The following is a 15,448-nucleotide window of genomic DNA, read 5'->3' on the forward strand; positions in this document are numbered from 1 at the left end:
GATTAGCCAAAGCGCGAGTGAGCAGGACATGTCGGTCAAGAAAAAGCCTCTCGTCATCGTCACGCGCAAGCTGCCGGACTCAATCGAGACCCGCATGCGCGAACTGTTCGATGCGCACATCAATCTCGACGACACGCCGCTGACGCCCGAGCAACTCGCTGAAGCGACCCGCACCGCCGATGTGCTGGTGCCGACGGTCACCGACGAAATCACCAAAGAGCTGCTCGAGCATCCCGACTGCAAGCTCCGGCTGATCGCCAATTTTGGCAACGGCGTCGACAATATTGACGTCACCGCCGCCCATGCCCGCGGCATCACCGTCACCAACACGCCGAAGGTGCTCACTGAAGACACCGCCGATATGACCATGTCGATGATCCTCGCAGTGCCGCGCCGGCTCATCGAGGGCGCCTCGATCCTGACCGAGGGCAAGGATTGGCAGGGTTGGTCGCCGACCTGGATGCTCGGCAAGCGACTCGGCGGCAAGCGGCTCGGCATCATCGGCATGGGCCGCATCGGCCAGGCTGTGGCGCGCCGCGCCCGCGCCTTCGGGCTACAGATCCACTATCATAACCGCAAACCTGTCGCGCCGAAGATCGCCGAAGAACTCGGTGCGACCTATTGGGATTCGCTCGACCAGATGCTGGCGCGCATGGACATCATCTCGGTGAACTGTCCGCATACGCCGGCGACGTTCCACCTGCTGTCGGCGCGCCGTCTCAAGCTGATCCGCAAGGACGCCTATATCGTCAATACCGCGCGGGGCGAGGTGATCGACGAAGAGACGATGATCAAGCTGATCGAGTCGGGCGACATTGCCGGTGCCGCGCTCGACGTGTTCGAACATGAGCCCGCGGTGAGTCCGAAACTGGTGCGGCTCGCGCGCGCCGGCAAAGTGGTATTGTTGCCGCATATGGGCTCGGCGACGATCGAAGGCCGTGTCGAGATGGGCGAGAAAGTCATCATCAACATCCGTGCCTTCCTCGACAATCACAAGCCGCCGGATCGTGTGCTTCCGAACATGCTGTGAGGCGAAGCGCTTACGCTCGCCGCTTATCTTACGAGATCAGCTTGAAGATGAGATAGGCCGCGATGCGGCCCTCGCGCGTGGCTTTGCGGCCGTAGCGCGTCATGGTGTAGTTCGGCCATGGCAGGCGCCAGTCATCGGCGCGCTCTGCGGTCCAGATGAAATCCGGCGATCGCGACACATGCCAGAGTGTCCACGCGACGTAATCCGGAATGTCATGCACGAAACGAAATTCGCCTGACGGTTTCAGCACGCGCGCCATCGCAGCCAGTGTTGCGTCCTGCACGAAGCGGCGTTTCCAGTGACGCTTCTTCGGCCATGGATCCGGATGGATCAGGTCGATGCGTGACAGCGATTGCGCCGGTGCCCATGTGAGAAGTTCGGCGGCGTCGCCGGCGACGAGGCGGATATTGCCGATGTTCTGCGCCTCGATCTGCGTCAGAATCTTCGCCATGCCGTTGATGTAGGGCTCGCAGCCGATGAAGCCGATGTCAGGATGCGCCAGTGCTTCCGCGACCAGATGTTCGCCGCCGCCGAAGCCGATCTCCAGACGCACGGTCTCGACATCAGTGCCGAACAGCGTGCGGATATCGTCAGGTGCCGCGTGTGCGATGTCGACGGTGAGCGCCGGCAGCAGCGTCGCCATCAGGTCGGCCTGATGGTCGCGCAGCTTGTGGCCCTTGCGGCGTCCGAAGAACGAGCCGGTGTAATGGCCGCTCTCGGCAGGCGTGGACGCACCCGCATCAGCGGGGGCATCGTGATCGTTATGATTGGAATTGGCTGTGGTCATCGCGCGCGAGTGATACAGCCGAAACGCCATCGGCGCCATCAGGCGCGATGACGAATTTCCGTTGAAAGTACCGTGATTTTAGCGCTGATCCGGGGCTTCGCGCGAAGCGATCTGTTCGACCAGGTCGACGATGCTGCGGCGGAGCTTGGCATCGGTGATGCGCGTGAAGGCGCGGGTCAGAGCGAGGCCTTCGGAGGTGGCGAGGAAGTCGGAGACATAGGCAGGCGAGGACGCTTCAGCGAAGCCTTCGCCGTTATGGATCGCGCCGGGGCCGCCTTCGAACAGGAACGAGACGGGGACCTGCAGGATTTCCGAAATCTGCTGCAGCCGGCTGGCGCCGACGCGGTTGGTGCCCTTCTCGTATTTCTGAACTTGCTGAAACGTCAGACCGAGGGCTTCGCCCAGCTTTTCCTGACTCATGCCGAGCATAATGCGCCGCATGCGCACACGGCTGCCGACATATTTGTCAACAGGATTGGGCGCTTTCGTCGACATCTCAATTACTCCTGGATCACATCAAGGGAGACGGATCATGCGTGGCAATCCGTCATTTAGGGCGGCTTCGGTTGTAACCAAAGGTATCCTAGTGGATTATAACAACCGCGCAAATTTTCCTAAGCGGAAAATTTAAGCCACTGCACCTTTATTTCTCAATAGGTGAGAAATAAAGCTTACAAAGCTAGCTTAAAAAGCAATCACATCGAGAGGGTTGTTCGGTAGGCGGCGAAAGCTAGCTTGCAAGCTATATCAAATGCTTCAAGTATCAAGCTAGTGGCGTACCGGCGTACGCCGCCGAACGGCGAAAATGATCGCGAGCGCGACAAACATCGCGGCGGGAATATCGCCGATTTTCGAGTAGACCGTCGGCGAAATGGCCGCTGGTAATCCCGAATCCAGCACGCCTTCGACACCGAGATCGAGCCGCGCGATCAGGCGGCCGACAGGGTCGACCACGACGGAAATGCCGGTGTTCGCAGCGCGAACCAGCGGCAGGCCTTCCTCGATGGCGCGGACGCGGCTTTGCTGCAGGTGCTGATAGGGGCCCGTGGAAATGCCGAACCAGCCATCATTGGTGAGATTGACAATCCAGCCCGGCCGATCGTTGCGCGTGGTGATATCGTCCGGGAAAACCGCCTCGTAGCAGATCAGCGGCAGCATGCGCGGCGCACCGGGAATATCCATCGGCTTGCGACGGGAGCCGGGAATGAAGCCGCCATGGACTTTGGTCAATTGCTGGAAGCCGATCTTCTCCATGAAGCTCTGGAACGGCAGATACTCGCCGAACGGCACCAGATGAAGTTTGTCGTAGGTCGACAGGATGCTGCCGTCATGGTCGATCACGTAAATGGAATTATAGGCCTGCGTGATGCGCGCGCCGAGCGGCGCATCCGGCGGGCGCACCGCGCCGGTGACCAGCACGGTGCCCTTCGGCAGCAGATTGGCGATCTGCGCCATCGCATCGGGTTCGCGCGACAGGAAGAACGGGAATGCGGATTCCGGCCAGATCAGGATGCTGGCTGCGCCGACGCCTGAATTCTGCGGACCGGTCGCGCGGTCCGACAGCGCAAGATATCTGCTCATGACATCCGCCTTGGCGGAATAGTTGAAGCGCGTGTCCTGCGACAGATTCGGCTGCATGATGCGCAGCTTCACATTGGCGACGAGCTGCGTCGGGGTGCGCGATAGCCGGGCCATGCCATAGGTGCCCATCACGACGAGCAGCACCAGCGCAAGCGCCGGCGCTAGCCACGGCCGCTGCGTGCGCGAGCGTCCGTCGATCAGAACCGCAGGCGATGCAAAGATCGCTACAGTGATAAATGTCAATCCCCAGAGGCCGACCAGCGATGCGCTCTGCGCCAGCGCGAGCGGTTCGGTGAGTGCATAGCCGAACGCATTCCAGGGAAAGCCCGTCAGCACGTGGCCGCGCAGCCATTCGCCGATCGTGAGACTCGCCGCGAGCGCGAAGATGCGGCTGGCGTCCTTGGTCCAGAGCAAGCGCGCTAGCGCGAAACCGATCGCGGTGAACAGCGCGAGATAGGCGGGCAGGCCGCAGATCGCGGCGGGCAACAGCCATGCGAAGGTCTGCGCGTCGACGAGGAAAGCGTAGCCGATCCAGTACAGGCCCGGCACGAAATAACCGAAGCCGAACCACCAGCCCGCCATGGCGGCCGCGGGAATGCCGCGCATCTTGCCGGCGGCAGCGCCATCGATCAGCCAGACGACGACGGGGAACGTGATGAACAGCACCGGCCAGGCGTTGAACGGCGCCATCGCCAGCGACGATACCGCGCCGGCCAGCAGCGCGATGCCTGCGCGCTTCCAACTCCAAGCGAGAATGATGCTGAGTGCGACCGAGCGCAGGCTGCGTGATGTCACGGCGTTCCCGCGCTGTCGCCTGGCGGAGGCGTATTCACATTATCATTGGACGGTGCCGCGCCGGCGTCCGGCGGTGCATCGCGGCGGCGCGGTTCGCGGGTGCGCGGCGCAGGCCGCTCCTTGCGGGGGCCGACGCGCAATCGCTTGACGCGGCGCGGATCGGCATCGAGCACTTCGATCTCGAAATTACCAGGGCCGGAAATCACTTCGCCGCGCACGGGCAGCCGTCCGACATGGGTGACGAGATAGCCGCCGAGTGTCTCGACTTCCTCGCCGTCTTCGCCGGTCTCGAATTCTTCGCCGATCATGGCGCGCACGTCATCGAGGCTGGCGCGTGCGTCGGCGATGAAGCTGTCGCCCTGCCTGACAATGGATGGCGGCTCGTCGCTGTCGTGTTCGTCATCGATCTCGCCGACGATCTGCTCGACAATGTCCTCGATAGAGACGAGGCCGTCGGTGCCGCCATATTCGTCGACAACGAGTGCGAGATGGATGCGTGCTGCCTGCATCTGCGCGAGCAGATCGATGGCGCGCATCGATGGCGGCACGTAGAGCAGCTTGCGGATGATGCCGGTGTCAACGACGGTCTGCGCCAGATCGACCGAACGCAGGTCGAGGCCCGCGGGAAACACTTTCTTCTTCTTGGCTGTCGACGGCACGACGTTGCGCGCCTTCACGGTCATGTATGCCAGCAGGTCGCGGATATGAACGATGCCGACGGGATCGTCGAGGGTTTCGTTGAATACGACCAGGCGCGAATGCGCCGCGCTCTCGAACAGGCCCATCAATTCGCCGAGCGAGATATCCTGCTTCACCGCGATAATATCGGCGCGATGCACCATGACGTCGGCGATGCGGCGCTCGTTGAGCCCCAAAATATTGCGCAACATCGTGCGCTCGATGGTGGAGAAGCCGGTCTCGTCCGGCGCGGAGGCGTCGAGCACGACTTGCAGGTCGGCACGCACCGAGCCCGGCTTCCAGCCGAACAGCGAGCGGATCGCGCGGGTCAGCCAGGTCTCCGACGTCGGGCGCATGACCTCGCCGTCGTGAACCACCGCAGGCAGATTGCTTGAGGTCTTCGAATGATCGCTTCTAGTGTCGCCGTCCGGCATCTCAGGTCACCCGATCCTGATCTGCATAGGGGTCCGGGATCCCGAGCGTTGCCAGGATCTCGCGCTCCAGCGCTTCCATCTCTTCGGCTTCGTCGTCCTTCTCATGATCGTAACCGACCAGATGCAGAAAACCGTGAATGGCGAGATGGCTGAGATGGTTGGCGAAGCTCTTCTCTTCTTCGTCAGCCTCGCGGCGCGTGGTCTCGTAGGCAATAGCGATGTCGCCGAGCATGCGCGGCATGTCATCGGGCTCGTCTGCGCCTTCGGGCGGCTGCAGCGCCGGGAATGACAGGACGTTGGTCGGCTTGTCGATGCCACGCCAGTTCTGGTTCAGCGTGCGGATGCCGGCGTCGTCGGTGAGCATGATGGCGAGTTCGGCGTCGGCCGTATCGGTATCGACCATGGCGGCGGCAGCTTCGATGGCGCGGTGAATCACGGCGTCGGCATCGGCCTCCGCAGACCAGCAATCGGCGACAACAAGAACCTCTGTCGCGGGAGATGAATAGGTCGGCATCGGTATCGAACTTCTTTCGCGAACGGACCCGATTCCGGGTCCGCCGTCAGCGTATGAGTGTGTCATCAGGTCTTTGTAGCGACCGCCTTCTGCGGCGTTCCTTCGTAGGCGGCGACGATGCGGGCCACGAGTTCGTGGCGGACCACGTCTTCGCCGGTGAATTTCACCTGCGAGATGCCTTGCACGCCGTCGAGCAGACGCGCGGCCTCGGCGAGACCCGAGGTCTGGCCGTTGGGCAAGTCGACCTGCGAGGGGTCTCCGGTGATGATCATGCGGCTGTTCTCGCCCAGACGCGTCAGAAACATCTTCATCTGCATTGAGGTGGTGTTCTGCGCTTCGTCGAGAATGATTGCGGCATTGGTCAGCGTGCGACCGCGCATGAACGCAAGCGGCGCGATTTCGATTTCGCCGGTCTGCAACGCGCGTTCGACAATGCGCCCGTCCATCAGGTCATACAATGCGTCATAGATAGGGCGCAGATAGGGATCGACCTTCTCGCGCATATCGCCGGGCAGGAAGCCGAGCCGTTCGCCTGCTTCCACCGCGGGACGCGACAGGATGATGCGATCGACCTCCTTGCGCTCGAACAGCATCGCCGCCTGCGCAACCGCAAGCCAGGTCTTGCCGGTACCGGCGGGGCCGATGCCGAACACCAGCTCGTTGCTTCTCAGCGCGCGGATATAGGCGTCCTGCGTCGCGGTGCGGGCACGCACCGGGCGCTTGCGCAGATTGATGGTGTCGAAATTCGAGGCGGCTGCTTTCGACCCCTTGGGATCGAACGGAAACAGCGTGCCTTGCGCCAGCGTCGCGCGGATCGTGCCTTCGACATCGCCGGGGGCAAGGTCATGGCCCTGTACTGCCTGCGCATAGAGCGTTTCGAGCACGCGCCGGGCGGCATCGCAGGCGTCGCGGGTACCGGTGAGGGTGATGTGGTTGCCGCGGGAATCGACGACGACATTCAGCCGGCGTTCGATGATCGCGAGGTTCTGGCCATAAGGCCCGACCAGCGAAGAGGCCGCCCGGTTGTCATCAAAGTCGATGACGACCTGCGTCTCGGCCTGCGGTGGAGTATCGAGTTTGCGAACAGCGAGCGTAGACGAATCCGATGCGCTTTTGGCCAAGAATTCAGGCTCCCGTGACGGTGTGAGAACGGACTGGCTGCAACACTGGTGGTACTGGAGAACTAGCAATTGGAGATGATGCGAGGCTGCCGAGCAGGCTGTAGCGCTCGAGGCTCTCAATGGTGACCGGAAGCACCTGGCCAATGATGTCGTCAGAAGCCATCACATGGGCCGGCTGCAGGTAAGCGGTGCGACCGACGATCTGGCCGGGATTGCGCGCGGGGCGTTCGAACAGCACATCCACAGTGCGTCCAATCGTGGCCGCGTTGAAGGCCGATTGCTGGCTGTCGATCAGGTTCTGAAGCCGCACCAATCGCTCGTCCATGTCAGCCTGTGACACCGTCTCCTGCAAATCCGCGGCCGGCGTTCCCGGACGCGGCGAATACTTGAACGAATAAGCGCCAGCGTATCCGATTTGTGTGACGAGCGCGAGCGTGGCTGCAAAATCTTCCTCGGTCTCGCCCGGGAAGCCCACGATGAAATCAGAAGTAAAAGCAATGTCTTGCCGCGCGTCGCGAAAACGGTCGATGACGCGGCGATAATCTTCGGCTGTATGTTTGCGGTTCATGGCCGCCAGAATCCGGTCGGAACCCGACTGCACCGGCAGATGCACGAAGGGCATCAGCTCCGGCAAATCGCGATGTGCCGCGATCAGCGTGTCCTCGACATCGCGGGGATGGCTGGTGGAATAGCGCAGCCGCGCGATGCCGGGAATCTCGGCGAGGCGATAAAGCAGTGTGCCCAGCGCCCACGGGCGGCCGTCGGGACCCTCGCCGTGATAGCCGTTGACGTTCTGGCCGATCAGCGTGATCTCGCGCACGCCGTTGTCGGCGAGCCGCTGCACGTCGTCGATGATTTTCGCCACGGGGCGCGAGACTTCGGAGCCACGGGTATAGGGCACCACGCAGAAGGTGCAGAACTTGTCGCAGCCTTCCTGCACGGTCACGAAAGAGGAAATGCCGCGGGCACGAATCGCTGCCGGCTTCGGCGGCGGCAGGAAGCCGAACTTGTCCTCGATGGGAAATTCAGTGTCGAGCGCGCGGCCACCGGCTTTCGCCTGTTTCAGCAGCGCCGGCAGGTTGTGATAGCTCTGCGGCCCGACCACGACATCGACAACGGGGGCGCGGCGAATGATTTCGTTGCCTTCGGCCTGCGCGACGCAGCCGGCGACGACCACGTTCATCTTGCGTCCGGCCTGCGCAGCTTCTGCCTTGGCCACGCGCAGCTTGCCGAGCTCCGAATAGACCTTCTCGGACGCCTTCTCGCGGATGTGGCAGGTGTTGAGAATCACCAGATCCGCGTCGTCGACATTGGCCGTCTCGACGAAGCCTTCAGGCGCCAGCGTGTCCACCATGCGCTGGGCATCGTAGACGTTCATCTGGCAGCCGTAGGATTTGATATGCAGCTTACGCGGCGCGGTCATGGAACCTGTAATGGGCTGGAAATGCGCTTGCTGCGCAGCGCTCAATTATAGGCTAACGCCCGGAAAATCCAGCATTTCTGCAAAATATAAGTGCTCGCAATGGCTTAGGCGAGGCCGACGGGCTCGCCAGCCAGTGCGCCCCTGGCCACCAGGCCAGGGAGCTGCCGCATATCGTCGAATACGAGATGGGCTCCAGCGGCCGTCAGGGCTGCCGCGGTGGCCGGGCTGCAATGGCCGCCGCCGTGATAGCCGAATACGGTCATGCCGGCTGCGACCCCCGCCGTCACGCCGGGAATGCTGTCCTCGATGACCACGCAGCGCTTGGGTGCGGCATTCATTTGCGCGGCGGCAAACAGAAACAGATCGGGCTGCGGCTTGCCGCGCTCGACCTGCAGAGCGGAAAACAGATGCGGATCGAAACGGTCGAGCAGCCCGGTCGTGGTGAGGCTGCTTCGAATGCGCGTCGGTGTGCCTGAGGACGCCACGCAAACCGGGTGTGACAATATTGCCAGCGTCTCTGCGATATGCGGGATCGGCTGCAATTTTGCGCCGAATACCTCGTCGATCGTGGCTCTCAGCGTCGCGGTGTAGTCATCGGGTAGCACGCGGCCGAGCTCGGTCTCGACTTCCAGGCGCGCCTCGCGCGCGGACCGGCCGAGGAAACGCTCATGCACCTGATCGGCGGTGATGGGATAACCGAACTGCGTCAGAACATCTGCGTGGACGACGCAGGCGAGGGACTCACTGTCGACGAGCACGCCGTCACAATCGAAGATGACGAGATCGAAGCGCGAAGAAACTGAACTCACTTGGTTGATTCGCTCACTTGGTGGTTTTGTCCTCGTCGAGCGGTACGCAGTACAGCTCCAGCCGGTGATCGACCAGCTTGTAACCGAGCTTCGCGGCGACTTCAGCCTGCAATTTCTCGATTTCTTCAGACGTGAATTCGATAACGGTGCCGTCACGCAAGTTGATCAGATGATCGTGATGGCTGTCACGCATCGTCTCGTAGCGCGCGCGGCCTTCGCGAAAATCATGACGCTCGATGATGCCGGCGTCTTCGAACAGCTTCACAGTGCGATACACCGTCGAGATCGAGATCTTGTCATCCACCGCAACGCAGCGGCGATACAGTTCCTCGACATCGGGATGATCGTCGGCTTCCGCCAGAACGCGCGCAATCACGCGGCGCTGTTCCGTCATGCGCATGCCGGTCGCGGCGCAGCGCGCCTCGATACCAGCAGACTTCATCGCAGATGATTTCAGTGCAGTCATGATCCGGATCCCATCGTGGCTTCTTTTGCCACTCCGCAGGCGTCAGGACAAGTCGCGCCGCATCACCAGCGCATTCAATTCCGCTCCATCCGCTTCCTTGTAATAGCGTTCCCGGCGTCCCGCGACTGCGAAGCCGGTTCTGTCATAAAGCCGCCGCGCCGGTTGATTGTTTTCCTCAACTTCGAGGAACACGGTACGCACGCCGCGACCGGCCAGATGACCGAGATGGGTGAGGAACAGGTCGCGCGACAGGCCGCGGCCGCGATGACCGGGCGACACCGCAATGGAGAGAATCTCGGCTTCGTCGGCGGCGATTCGTGAGACGGCGAAGCCGATAAGGCGGCCGCGCAGTTTCAGCCGATGCACGAGGGTGTTTTGTTCGCGCAGCATCTGCTCGAATTCCCCGGCACCCCAGCCGCGATGGAAGGATGCGGCATGCAACTGCGCGAGTTGTCGCGCGTCGCGCAACGTCGCGGGCTCGACCACAGCATTGCCGCGGCTGAACAGGCGCAGCCACCAGGCCGGCATCATGATGCGGCTAGTGCGGCCTGCTGCATCAGGCTGCTTTGCGGCTTGGCATCGGGTGCGCGCAGATAATAGGGACGCGCCAGCGCGGTCTCCGGATTCACGGCGGCACCGAGCCATGCCACCCATGAGATTTCGGGAGCGGGTTGCATGTCGACGCGCAACGGCGCCGGCGCATCAGACGGCCAGCGTGCGGCAATGATCTCGGCGGCATTTCCGACCAGATACGGCGCGCCGAACTGTGCGGCCTCAAGGGCCTCGTGGATGGGGATGACGCCCGGCCGCACCAGCGAGGTGCCGTTACCGCTGACGACCTGGAAATAGACATGGTCATGCCGCGCATCGATGGCGGCGATGACAGGCGCATCCATGTTCTCACTGACGACGGGTGCCGCATAGGCCGTCAGTGTGGTGATGCCGACCACGGGCTTGCTGGCCGCGAGGCCGATGCCGCGTGCCGCCGACAGGCCAACGCGCAGCCCGGTAAAGCTGCCGGGGCCGGTGGTGACGGCGATACGGTCGAGGTCGGCGAAGGCGATGCCGGAATCCGCTATGACGCGCCCGAGCAGCGGCATCAGCGCTTCGGCGTGACCGCGCTTCATCGGCATGGACTCATGCGCAATGAGCTTGCTGGTGCGGGTGTCGAGGATGCCTGCGGCGCAGGCGTCAAGGGCGGTATCAATGGCAAGGATCAGCATGATGGGGTGACGCTACCACGGCTTGCGAGGGTTTGCGCCTGCCACTCGCAGAATATCGCTCCACGCGCAATGGTGCTGTGATTCGCGTTGCTGCCGGAGATGGGGCGGCAGCTTTAGCGTGCATCCACTACTCGCTTTCTAATAAAGATATTTTCACAAGATACGATAGCGAGATCATGAAAGTTCCCGTGAGCGAAATGCGCCCGTGGACAGCTTCAGTTTCGCTCTGGCTAAAAGCTTCACTTAATAAATTCTTCGGAGATCGATGAGATAAGCATACCGTTCGGAAGCGACATTTCGCGGATGCGCGTGGCTTTCATGCGGGCTGAAATTATTCGTCTAATTTTTTGAATACGATTATATTTATGGGAGGCGATTCGATGCTGCATTGGTTGAGCAGTTCAGGCGCGCGCGAGGGGCTGGCCCTGGCGGCAGCGATCAAAAAATCGCAAGCGGTGATCGAGTTCAGCGCTGACGGCACGATCCTTGGAGCCAATCAAAACTTCCTGTCCGCCCTTGGATATACGCTGGAAGAAATCGTCGGCAAGAACCACAGCATGTTCGTGACGCCGGAGATGAAGAGCAGCGCGGAATATCGCACGTTCTGGAACAACCTCAATCGCGGCGAGTACCAGGCCGGCGAGTTCAAGCGTCTCGGCAAAGGTGGCAAGGAAGTCTGGATCCAAGGTTCCTACAACCCGATCCTTGGGAATGATGGCAAGCCCCTGAAAATCGTCAAGTTTGCCATGGATACAACTGCAGTGAAAATCCGCAGTATGGACGATGCCGGCAAGATCGCAGCCATCGGTCGTTCGCAGGCTGTCATCGAGTTCAAGCTCGATGGGACGATTGTCACGGCCAATGACTTGTTCTTGAATGTCATGGGTTACAATCTCGCGGAAATCGAAGGCAAACATCACAGCATGTTTGTCGATTCTGCAACTCGCGACGGCGCGGCCTATCGCGAATTCTGGGCCAGCCTCAATCGTGGTGAATATCAGGCCGCCGAATACAAGCGGATCGGCAAGAACGGCAAAGAGGTCTGGATTCTCGCCACCTACAATCCAATCCTTGATGAGACAGGCCGGCCAATCAAGGTAGTCAAGTTCGCGTCAGACGTTACCGAACAGAAGCTGCGCACGGCGAATTTCTCAGGTCAGATCGAGGCCATCGGCAAGTCGCAGGCCGTGATCGAATTTAGCATGGATGGCATCGTTCTCAGCGCCAATGAGAATTTTCTGGGCGTGCTCGGTTACGCGCTCTCGGAAATACAGGGCAAGCACCACAGCATGTTCGTTGTGCCGAGTGAGCGCGACGGTGCCGACTATCGCGAATTCTGGGCGGCGCTCAAGCGGGGTAACTACCAGGCGGCGGAGTACCAGCGGATCGGTAAGGGCGGCAAACAAGTCTGGATACAGGCTTCGTACAATCCGATCCTCGACCTCAATGGCAAGCCCTACAAGGTCGTGAAGTATGCCACCGACACCACGGCGCAGGTGATCGCGCGCATGAAGAGCGAACGCGTGCGCGCGATGATGGAATCGGTCGCCGCCGGCGCCGAGGAACTGAACGCGTCGGTGCGCGAAATCTCTGAAGCGATGATGAAATCAAAGACCACGGCGATGTCTGCCGTGGGCAAGGTCGAGTTGGCGGACGATCAAGCGCAGCGTCTCAGCACGGCAGCGCAGGCGATGAGCGGGATCGTCGAGCTGATCGGCAACATCACCGGACAAATCAATCTGTTGGCGCTGAACGCCACCATCGAATCGGCGCGTGCCGGTGAGGCCGGTCGTGGCTTTGCGGTCGTTGCATCGGAGGTGAAAAATCTGGCCAACCAGGCCAAGCAGGCGACCGATAAGATCGCCAGCGAGATCGGCAGCCTCAATGGCATTTCGAGCGATGTGGTCGATGCGCTGAACGCGATCAAGCAGGAAATCCAGAACGTCAGCGAATATGTCACCGCAACGGCGGCTGCGGTTGAGGAGCAGAGCACGGTGACGAACGAGATGTCATCGAGCATGCAGCGCGCCGCAGAAGAAGCCGCAAGCATCGGTCGCTAAGCGAAGGCAAGTTCCAGAAACGAAAATGCCCGGGATTGTCCCGGGCATTTTGAGGTGTCGCGGTGCGACCGAACTTACATCGGGCGGACTTCGACAACGTCCGGCACGAAGTGCTTCAGCAGGTTCTGGATGCCGTGCTGCAGGGTCGCTGTCGATGACGGGCAGCCGGCGCATGAGCCCTTCATGTTCAGATAGACGATGCCGTCCTTGAAGCCACGGAAAGTAATGTCGCCGCCGTCATTGGCAACAGCCGGGCGCACGCGGGTCTCGATCAGGTCCTTGATCGTATCGACTGTCTCGGCGTCTTCCTCATTGAAGAATTCTGCCTCGTCGTCGGAGATCACGTCGCCCTTCACGCTACCGTCGGCCATCAGCGGCGCGCCGGACATGTAGTGCTCCATGATGGCGCCAAGGATTGCCGGCTTGAGGTGCTGCCAGTCGCTGTCGTCCTTGGTCACGGTGACAAAGTCGGAACCGTAGAACACTGACGTGACGCCCTTCACGGCGAACAGTTTTTCGGCCAGCGGCGAACGCGTGGCCGCTTCCGGCGAAGTGAATTCCATGGTGCCGCTGTCAAGCACGTCGCGGCCGGGAATGAACTTGAGCGTGGCGGGATTGGGGGTAGCTTCGGTCTGGATGAACATCGGTCTCTCCTGCGTCGCCGGTTCAAGGCCGGCGCGTGAGTATCTCCTAGCAGATGGCGACGAAAAACGCACGATCAAGGCATAAAATCGCCGAATTCGGCCTATTTCGCAGCCCCTTAGCGGTTCGGAAGGTTGCTTACGACAGCGCGTCGATGTCGAGGTCGCTCAGGGCGCCCGACACGATGACGACCGGCACCGGGAACGAGCCGACCAGCTTGGCCATCATGGTGACGATCGGCCCGGGACCCTCTGCACCCGCCGAGGCGGCCAGGACCAGCATCGAAATGTCGACGTCCTTGTCGATCACGTCGAGGATCTGCTCGGTGGGGTCGCCCTCGCGGATCACCCGCTCCGGCGTGATCGCGGCGATGCCATTGGCGCGACCGGAGGCGCGGTCCAGCGCGGCATTGGCGCCTTCTTCGGCTTCCGCTTTCATGACATCGGCAACGCCCAGCCATTGCTGGTTGCGATCTTCGGTGTCGATGATGCGCAGCATTACCACGCCGCCACCGACACGAATGGCCCAGCGACTGGCGTAATACACTGCGCGGTCCCATTCCTCGCTGTCATCGACGACCACGAGGCATTTTGGCTTGTGGCCGCTTTCATAACTACGTCGCTGGGTGCTCATGCATGTCCCGATGCTGTGGCGCATATGATGCGCCAGAATGTGAGCGGCTTGGCAATCGCGTCATGCTGCCACGGCGCAGCGGCGTTCGACAAGCGCGACGCAAGGATGGCTTGCGTCGCGTCGATTGTGGCGGAGACAAGGAATGCGATAGCGAAATTACCGCTTGTGGACGAAGCCGATGATGTCCTTCACGGACTTGATGGTTTCGGCGGCAATGAAGCCCGCGCGTTCGCCGCCGTCGGCCAGAACCTGGTCAACATAGGTCAGATCGGATGTCGTCAGCCGCTTCATCTCGCCGGCGATAGGTGACAGTTTTTCGACAGCAAGATCGACCAGGCTCGATTTGAAGCCCGAAAACTGCGCGCCGCCGAATTCTGTGAGAATGTCAGCCTTCGACCGGTTGGACAGCGCCGCATAGATGCCGACGAGATTGTCGGCTTCCGGACGCGGCTCGAGGCCCTTCTCTTCTGACGGCAATGGTTCCGGATCGGTCTTCGCCTTGCGGATTTTCTGCGCGATGGTGTCCGCATCGTCCGTGAGGTTGATGCGCGAATTGTCCGACGCGTCCGACTTCGACATCTTCTTGGTGCCGTCGCGCAGGCTCATCACCCGCGTCGCCGGACCGGTGATGACAGGCTCCGGCATCGGGAAGTAAGGGCCGTCATGGCCCTGCGCTGCGATGGACTCGGAGAAGTCGTTGTTGAACTTCTGCGAGATGTCGCGGCACAGTTCGAGATGCTGCTTCTGGTCCTCGCCGACCGGAACGTGCGTGGCGCGATACAGCAGAATGTCCGCGGCCATCAGCACCGGATAGTCGTAGAGACCCACGGACGCGTTTTCGCGGTCCTTGCCGGCCTTCTCCTTGAACTGCGTCATGCGGTTCAACCAGCCAAGGCGGGCGACGCAATTGAAGATCCAGGCTAGTTCGGCGTGACCGGAGACCTGGCTCTGGTTGAAGATGATCTGCTTCTTCGGGTCGATGCCCGACGCGATGAAGGCCGCGGTCACTTCACGGGTGTTGCGGCGCAGCTCATCGGGGCCACCCCAGACTGATATCGGAACGGTCACGGCGTGCATGTCGACCACGCAGTAGATGCAGTTATGCGTCTCCTGCAGTTTGACGAAATTCACGATCGCGCCAAGATAGTTGCCGAGGTGCAGATTGCCCGTCGGCTGGACGCCCGAAAAGACCCGTTGGGTAAAAGCCATAACCAAGTTCCTGTGTGCCCGTGGTGGAATGCGGGCCAAGGGG

Annotated in this window: 16 protein-coding genes; 2 read left to right on the plus strand and 14 right to left on the minus strand. The window is 61.4% G+C overall.

Going from position 1 to position 15,448, the window contains the following annotated elements; all coding sequences use genetic code 11:
* The first annotated feature begins 28 nt into the window (after positions 1-28).
* A complete protein-coding gene (locus tag AB7951_RS28640) occupies positions 29-1,030 on the plus strand; it encodes a 2-hydroxyacid dehydrogenase (protein WP_120287607.1) in 1,002 nt (333 codons plus the stop codon).
* Between the two features lie 28 nt (positions 1,031-1,058).
* Here the strand turns inward: AB7951_RS28640 and trmB are convergent, their stop codons facing one another.
* The 11 genes from trmB to tsaB form a co-directional block, all read right to left on the minus strand.
* Positions 1,059-1,817 carry a tRNA (guanosine(46)-N7)-methyltransferase TrmB gene (gene trmB, locus AB7951_RS28645; protein ID WP_120288076.1) on the minus strand — a complete coding sequence of 253 codons (759 nt, stop codon included), beginning with the start codon at positions 1,815-1,817 and terminating at the stop codon, positions 1,059-1,061.
* Between the two features lie 78 nt (positions 1,818-1,895).
* The gene (locus AB7951_RS28650; protein ID WP_068730045.1) at positions 1,896-2,312 is read right to left on the minus strand and encodes a helix-turn-helix domain-containing protein; all 417 of its coding nucleotides are present in this window, start codon (positions 2,310-2,312) and stop codon (positions 1,896-1,898) included.
* Between the two features lie 273 nt (positions 2,313-2,585).
* Positions 2,586-4,193 carry an apolipoprotein N-acyltransferase gene (gene lnt, locus AB7951_RS28655; protein WP_120287606.1) on the minus strand — a complete coding sequence of 536 codons (1,608 nt, stop codon included), beginning with the start codon at positions 4,191-4,193 and terminating at the stop codon, positions 2,586-2,588.
* Positions 4,190-5,305, minus strand: a complete 1,116-nt coding sequence (locus AB7951_RS28660) for a hemolysin family protein (RefSeq protein ID WP_120287605.1) — start codon at positions 5,303-5,305, stop codon at positions 4,190-4,192. The genes lnt and AB7951_RS28660 overlap by 4 nt, the downstream gene beginning before the upstream one ends.
* Position 5,306: 1 nt before the next feature.
* Positions 5,307-5,819 (minus strand): rRNA maturation RNase YbeY, encoded by a 513-nt coding sequence (gene ybeY, locus AB7951_RS28665; RefSeq protein ID WP_093757733.1) that lies wholly within the window; start codon positions 5,817-5,819, stop codon positions 5,307-5,309.
* Between the two features lie 65 nt (positions 5,820-5,884).
* Positions 5,885-6,940 carry a PhoH family protein gene (locus tag AB7951_RS28670; RefSeq protein WP_068730036.1) on the minus strand — a complete coding sequence of 352 codons (1,056 nt, stop codon included), beginning with the start codon at positions 6,938-6,940 and terminating at the stop codon, positions 5,885-5,887.
* Positions 6,941-6,944: 4 nt separating this feature from the next.
* Complete coding sequence (miaB, locus tag AB7951_RS28675; protein ID WP_120287603.1) at positions 6,945-8,363, minus strand: tRNA (N6-isopentenyl adenosine(37)-C2)-methylthiotransferase MiaB; 1,419 nt, start codon at positions 8,361-8,363, stop codon at positions 6,945-6,947.
* 104 nt (positions 8,364-8,467) lie between these two features.
* Positions 8,468-9,172 (minus strand): HAD family hydrolase, encoded by a 705-nt coding sequence (locus AB7951_RS28680; protein ID WP_120287602.1) that lies wholly within the window; start codon positions 9,170-9,172, stop codon positions 8,468-8,470.
* A 13-nt stretch (positions 9,173-9,185) separates the two neighbouring features.
* Entirely contained in the window at positions 9,186-9,638 is a 453-nt protein-coding gene (locus AB7951_RS28685; protein WP_068730031.1) for a Fur family transcriptional regulator, read from the minus strand.
* 42 nt (positions 9,639-9,680) lie between these two features.
* Positions 9,681-10,166 carry a ribosomal protein S18-alanine N-acetyltransferase gene (rimI, locus tag AB7951_RS28690; RefSeq protein WP_120287601.1) on the minus strand — a complete coding sequence of 162 codons (486 nt, stop codon included), beginning with the start codon at positions 10,164-10,166 and terminating at the stop codon, positions 9,681-9,683.
* A complete protein-coding gene (gene tsaB / locus AB7951_RS28695) occupies positions 10,166-10,861 on the minus strand; it encodes a tRNA (adenosine(37)-N6)-threonylcarbamoyltransferase complex dimerization subunit type 1 TsaB (protein ID WP_093757730.1) in 696 nt (231 codons plus the stop codon). The genes rimI and tsaB overlap by 1 nt, the downstream gene beginning before the upstream one ends.
* A gap of 380 nt (positions 10,862-11,241) precedes the next feature.
* Between tsaB and AB7951_RS28700 the strand changes: the two genes are divergently transcribed.
* Positions 11,242-12,921, plus strand: coding sequence for a PAS domain-containing methyl-accepting chemotaxis protein (locus AB7951_RS28700; RefSeq protein WP_120288075.1), 1,680 nt, complete (start codon positions 11,242-11,244; stop codon positions 12,919-12,921).
* A gap of 74 nt (positions 12,922-12,995) precedes the next feature.
* On the opposite strand, the gene AB7951_RS28705 is transcribed toward AB7951_RS28700, so the two are convergent.
* The 3 genes from AB7951_RS28705 to trpS form a co-directional block, all read right to left on the minus strand.
* Entirely contained in the window at positions 12,996-13,565 is a 570-nt protein-coding gene (locus tag AB7951_RS28705; protein WP_120287600.1) for a NifU family protein, read from the minus strand.
* Between the two features lie 136 nt (positions 13,566-13,701).
* Entirely contained in the window at positions 13,702-14,196 is a 495-nt protein-coding gene (locus AB7951_RS28710) for a universal stress protein (RefSeq protein WP_089263331.1), read from the minus strand.
* 156 nt (positions 14,197-14,352) lie between these two features.
* On the minus strand, positions 14,353-15,405 hold the full coding sequence (gene trpS, locus AB7951_RS28715; protein WP_120287599.1) for a tryptophan--tRNA ligase: 1,053 nt from the start codon (positions 15,403-15,405) through the stop codon (positions 14,353-14,355).
* Between the last annotated feature and the right edge of the window lie 43 nt (positions 15,406-15,448).

The organism is Tardiphaga sp. 285_C5_N1_2 (genome assembly GCF_052076065.1).
GTDB classification, from domain to species: domain Bacteria; phylum Pseudomonadota; class Alphaproteobacteria; order Rhizobiales; family Xanthobacteraceae; genus Tardiphaga; species Tardiphaga robiniae.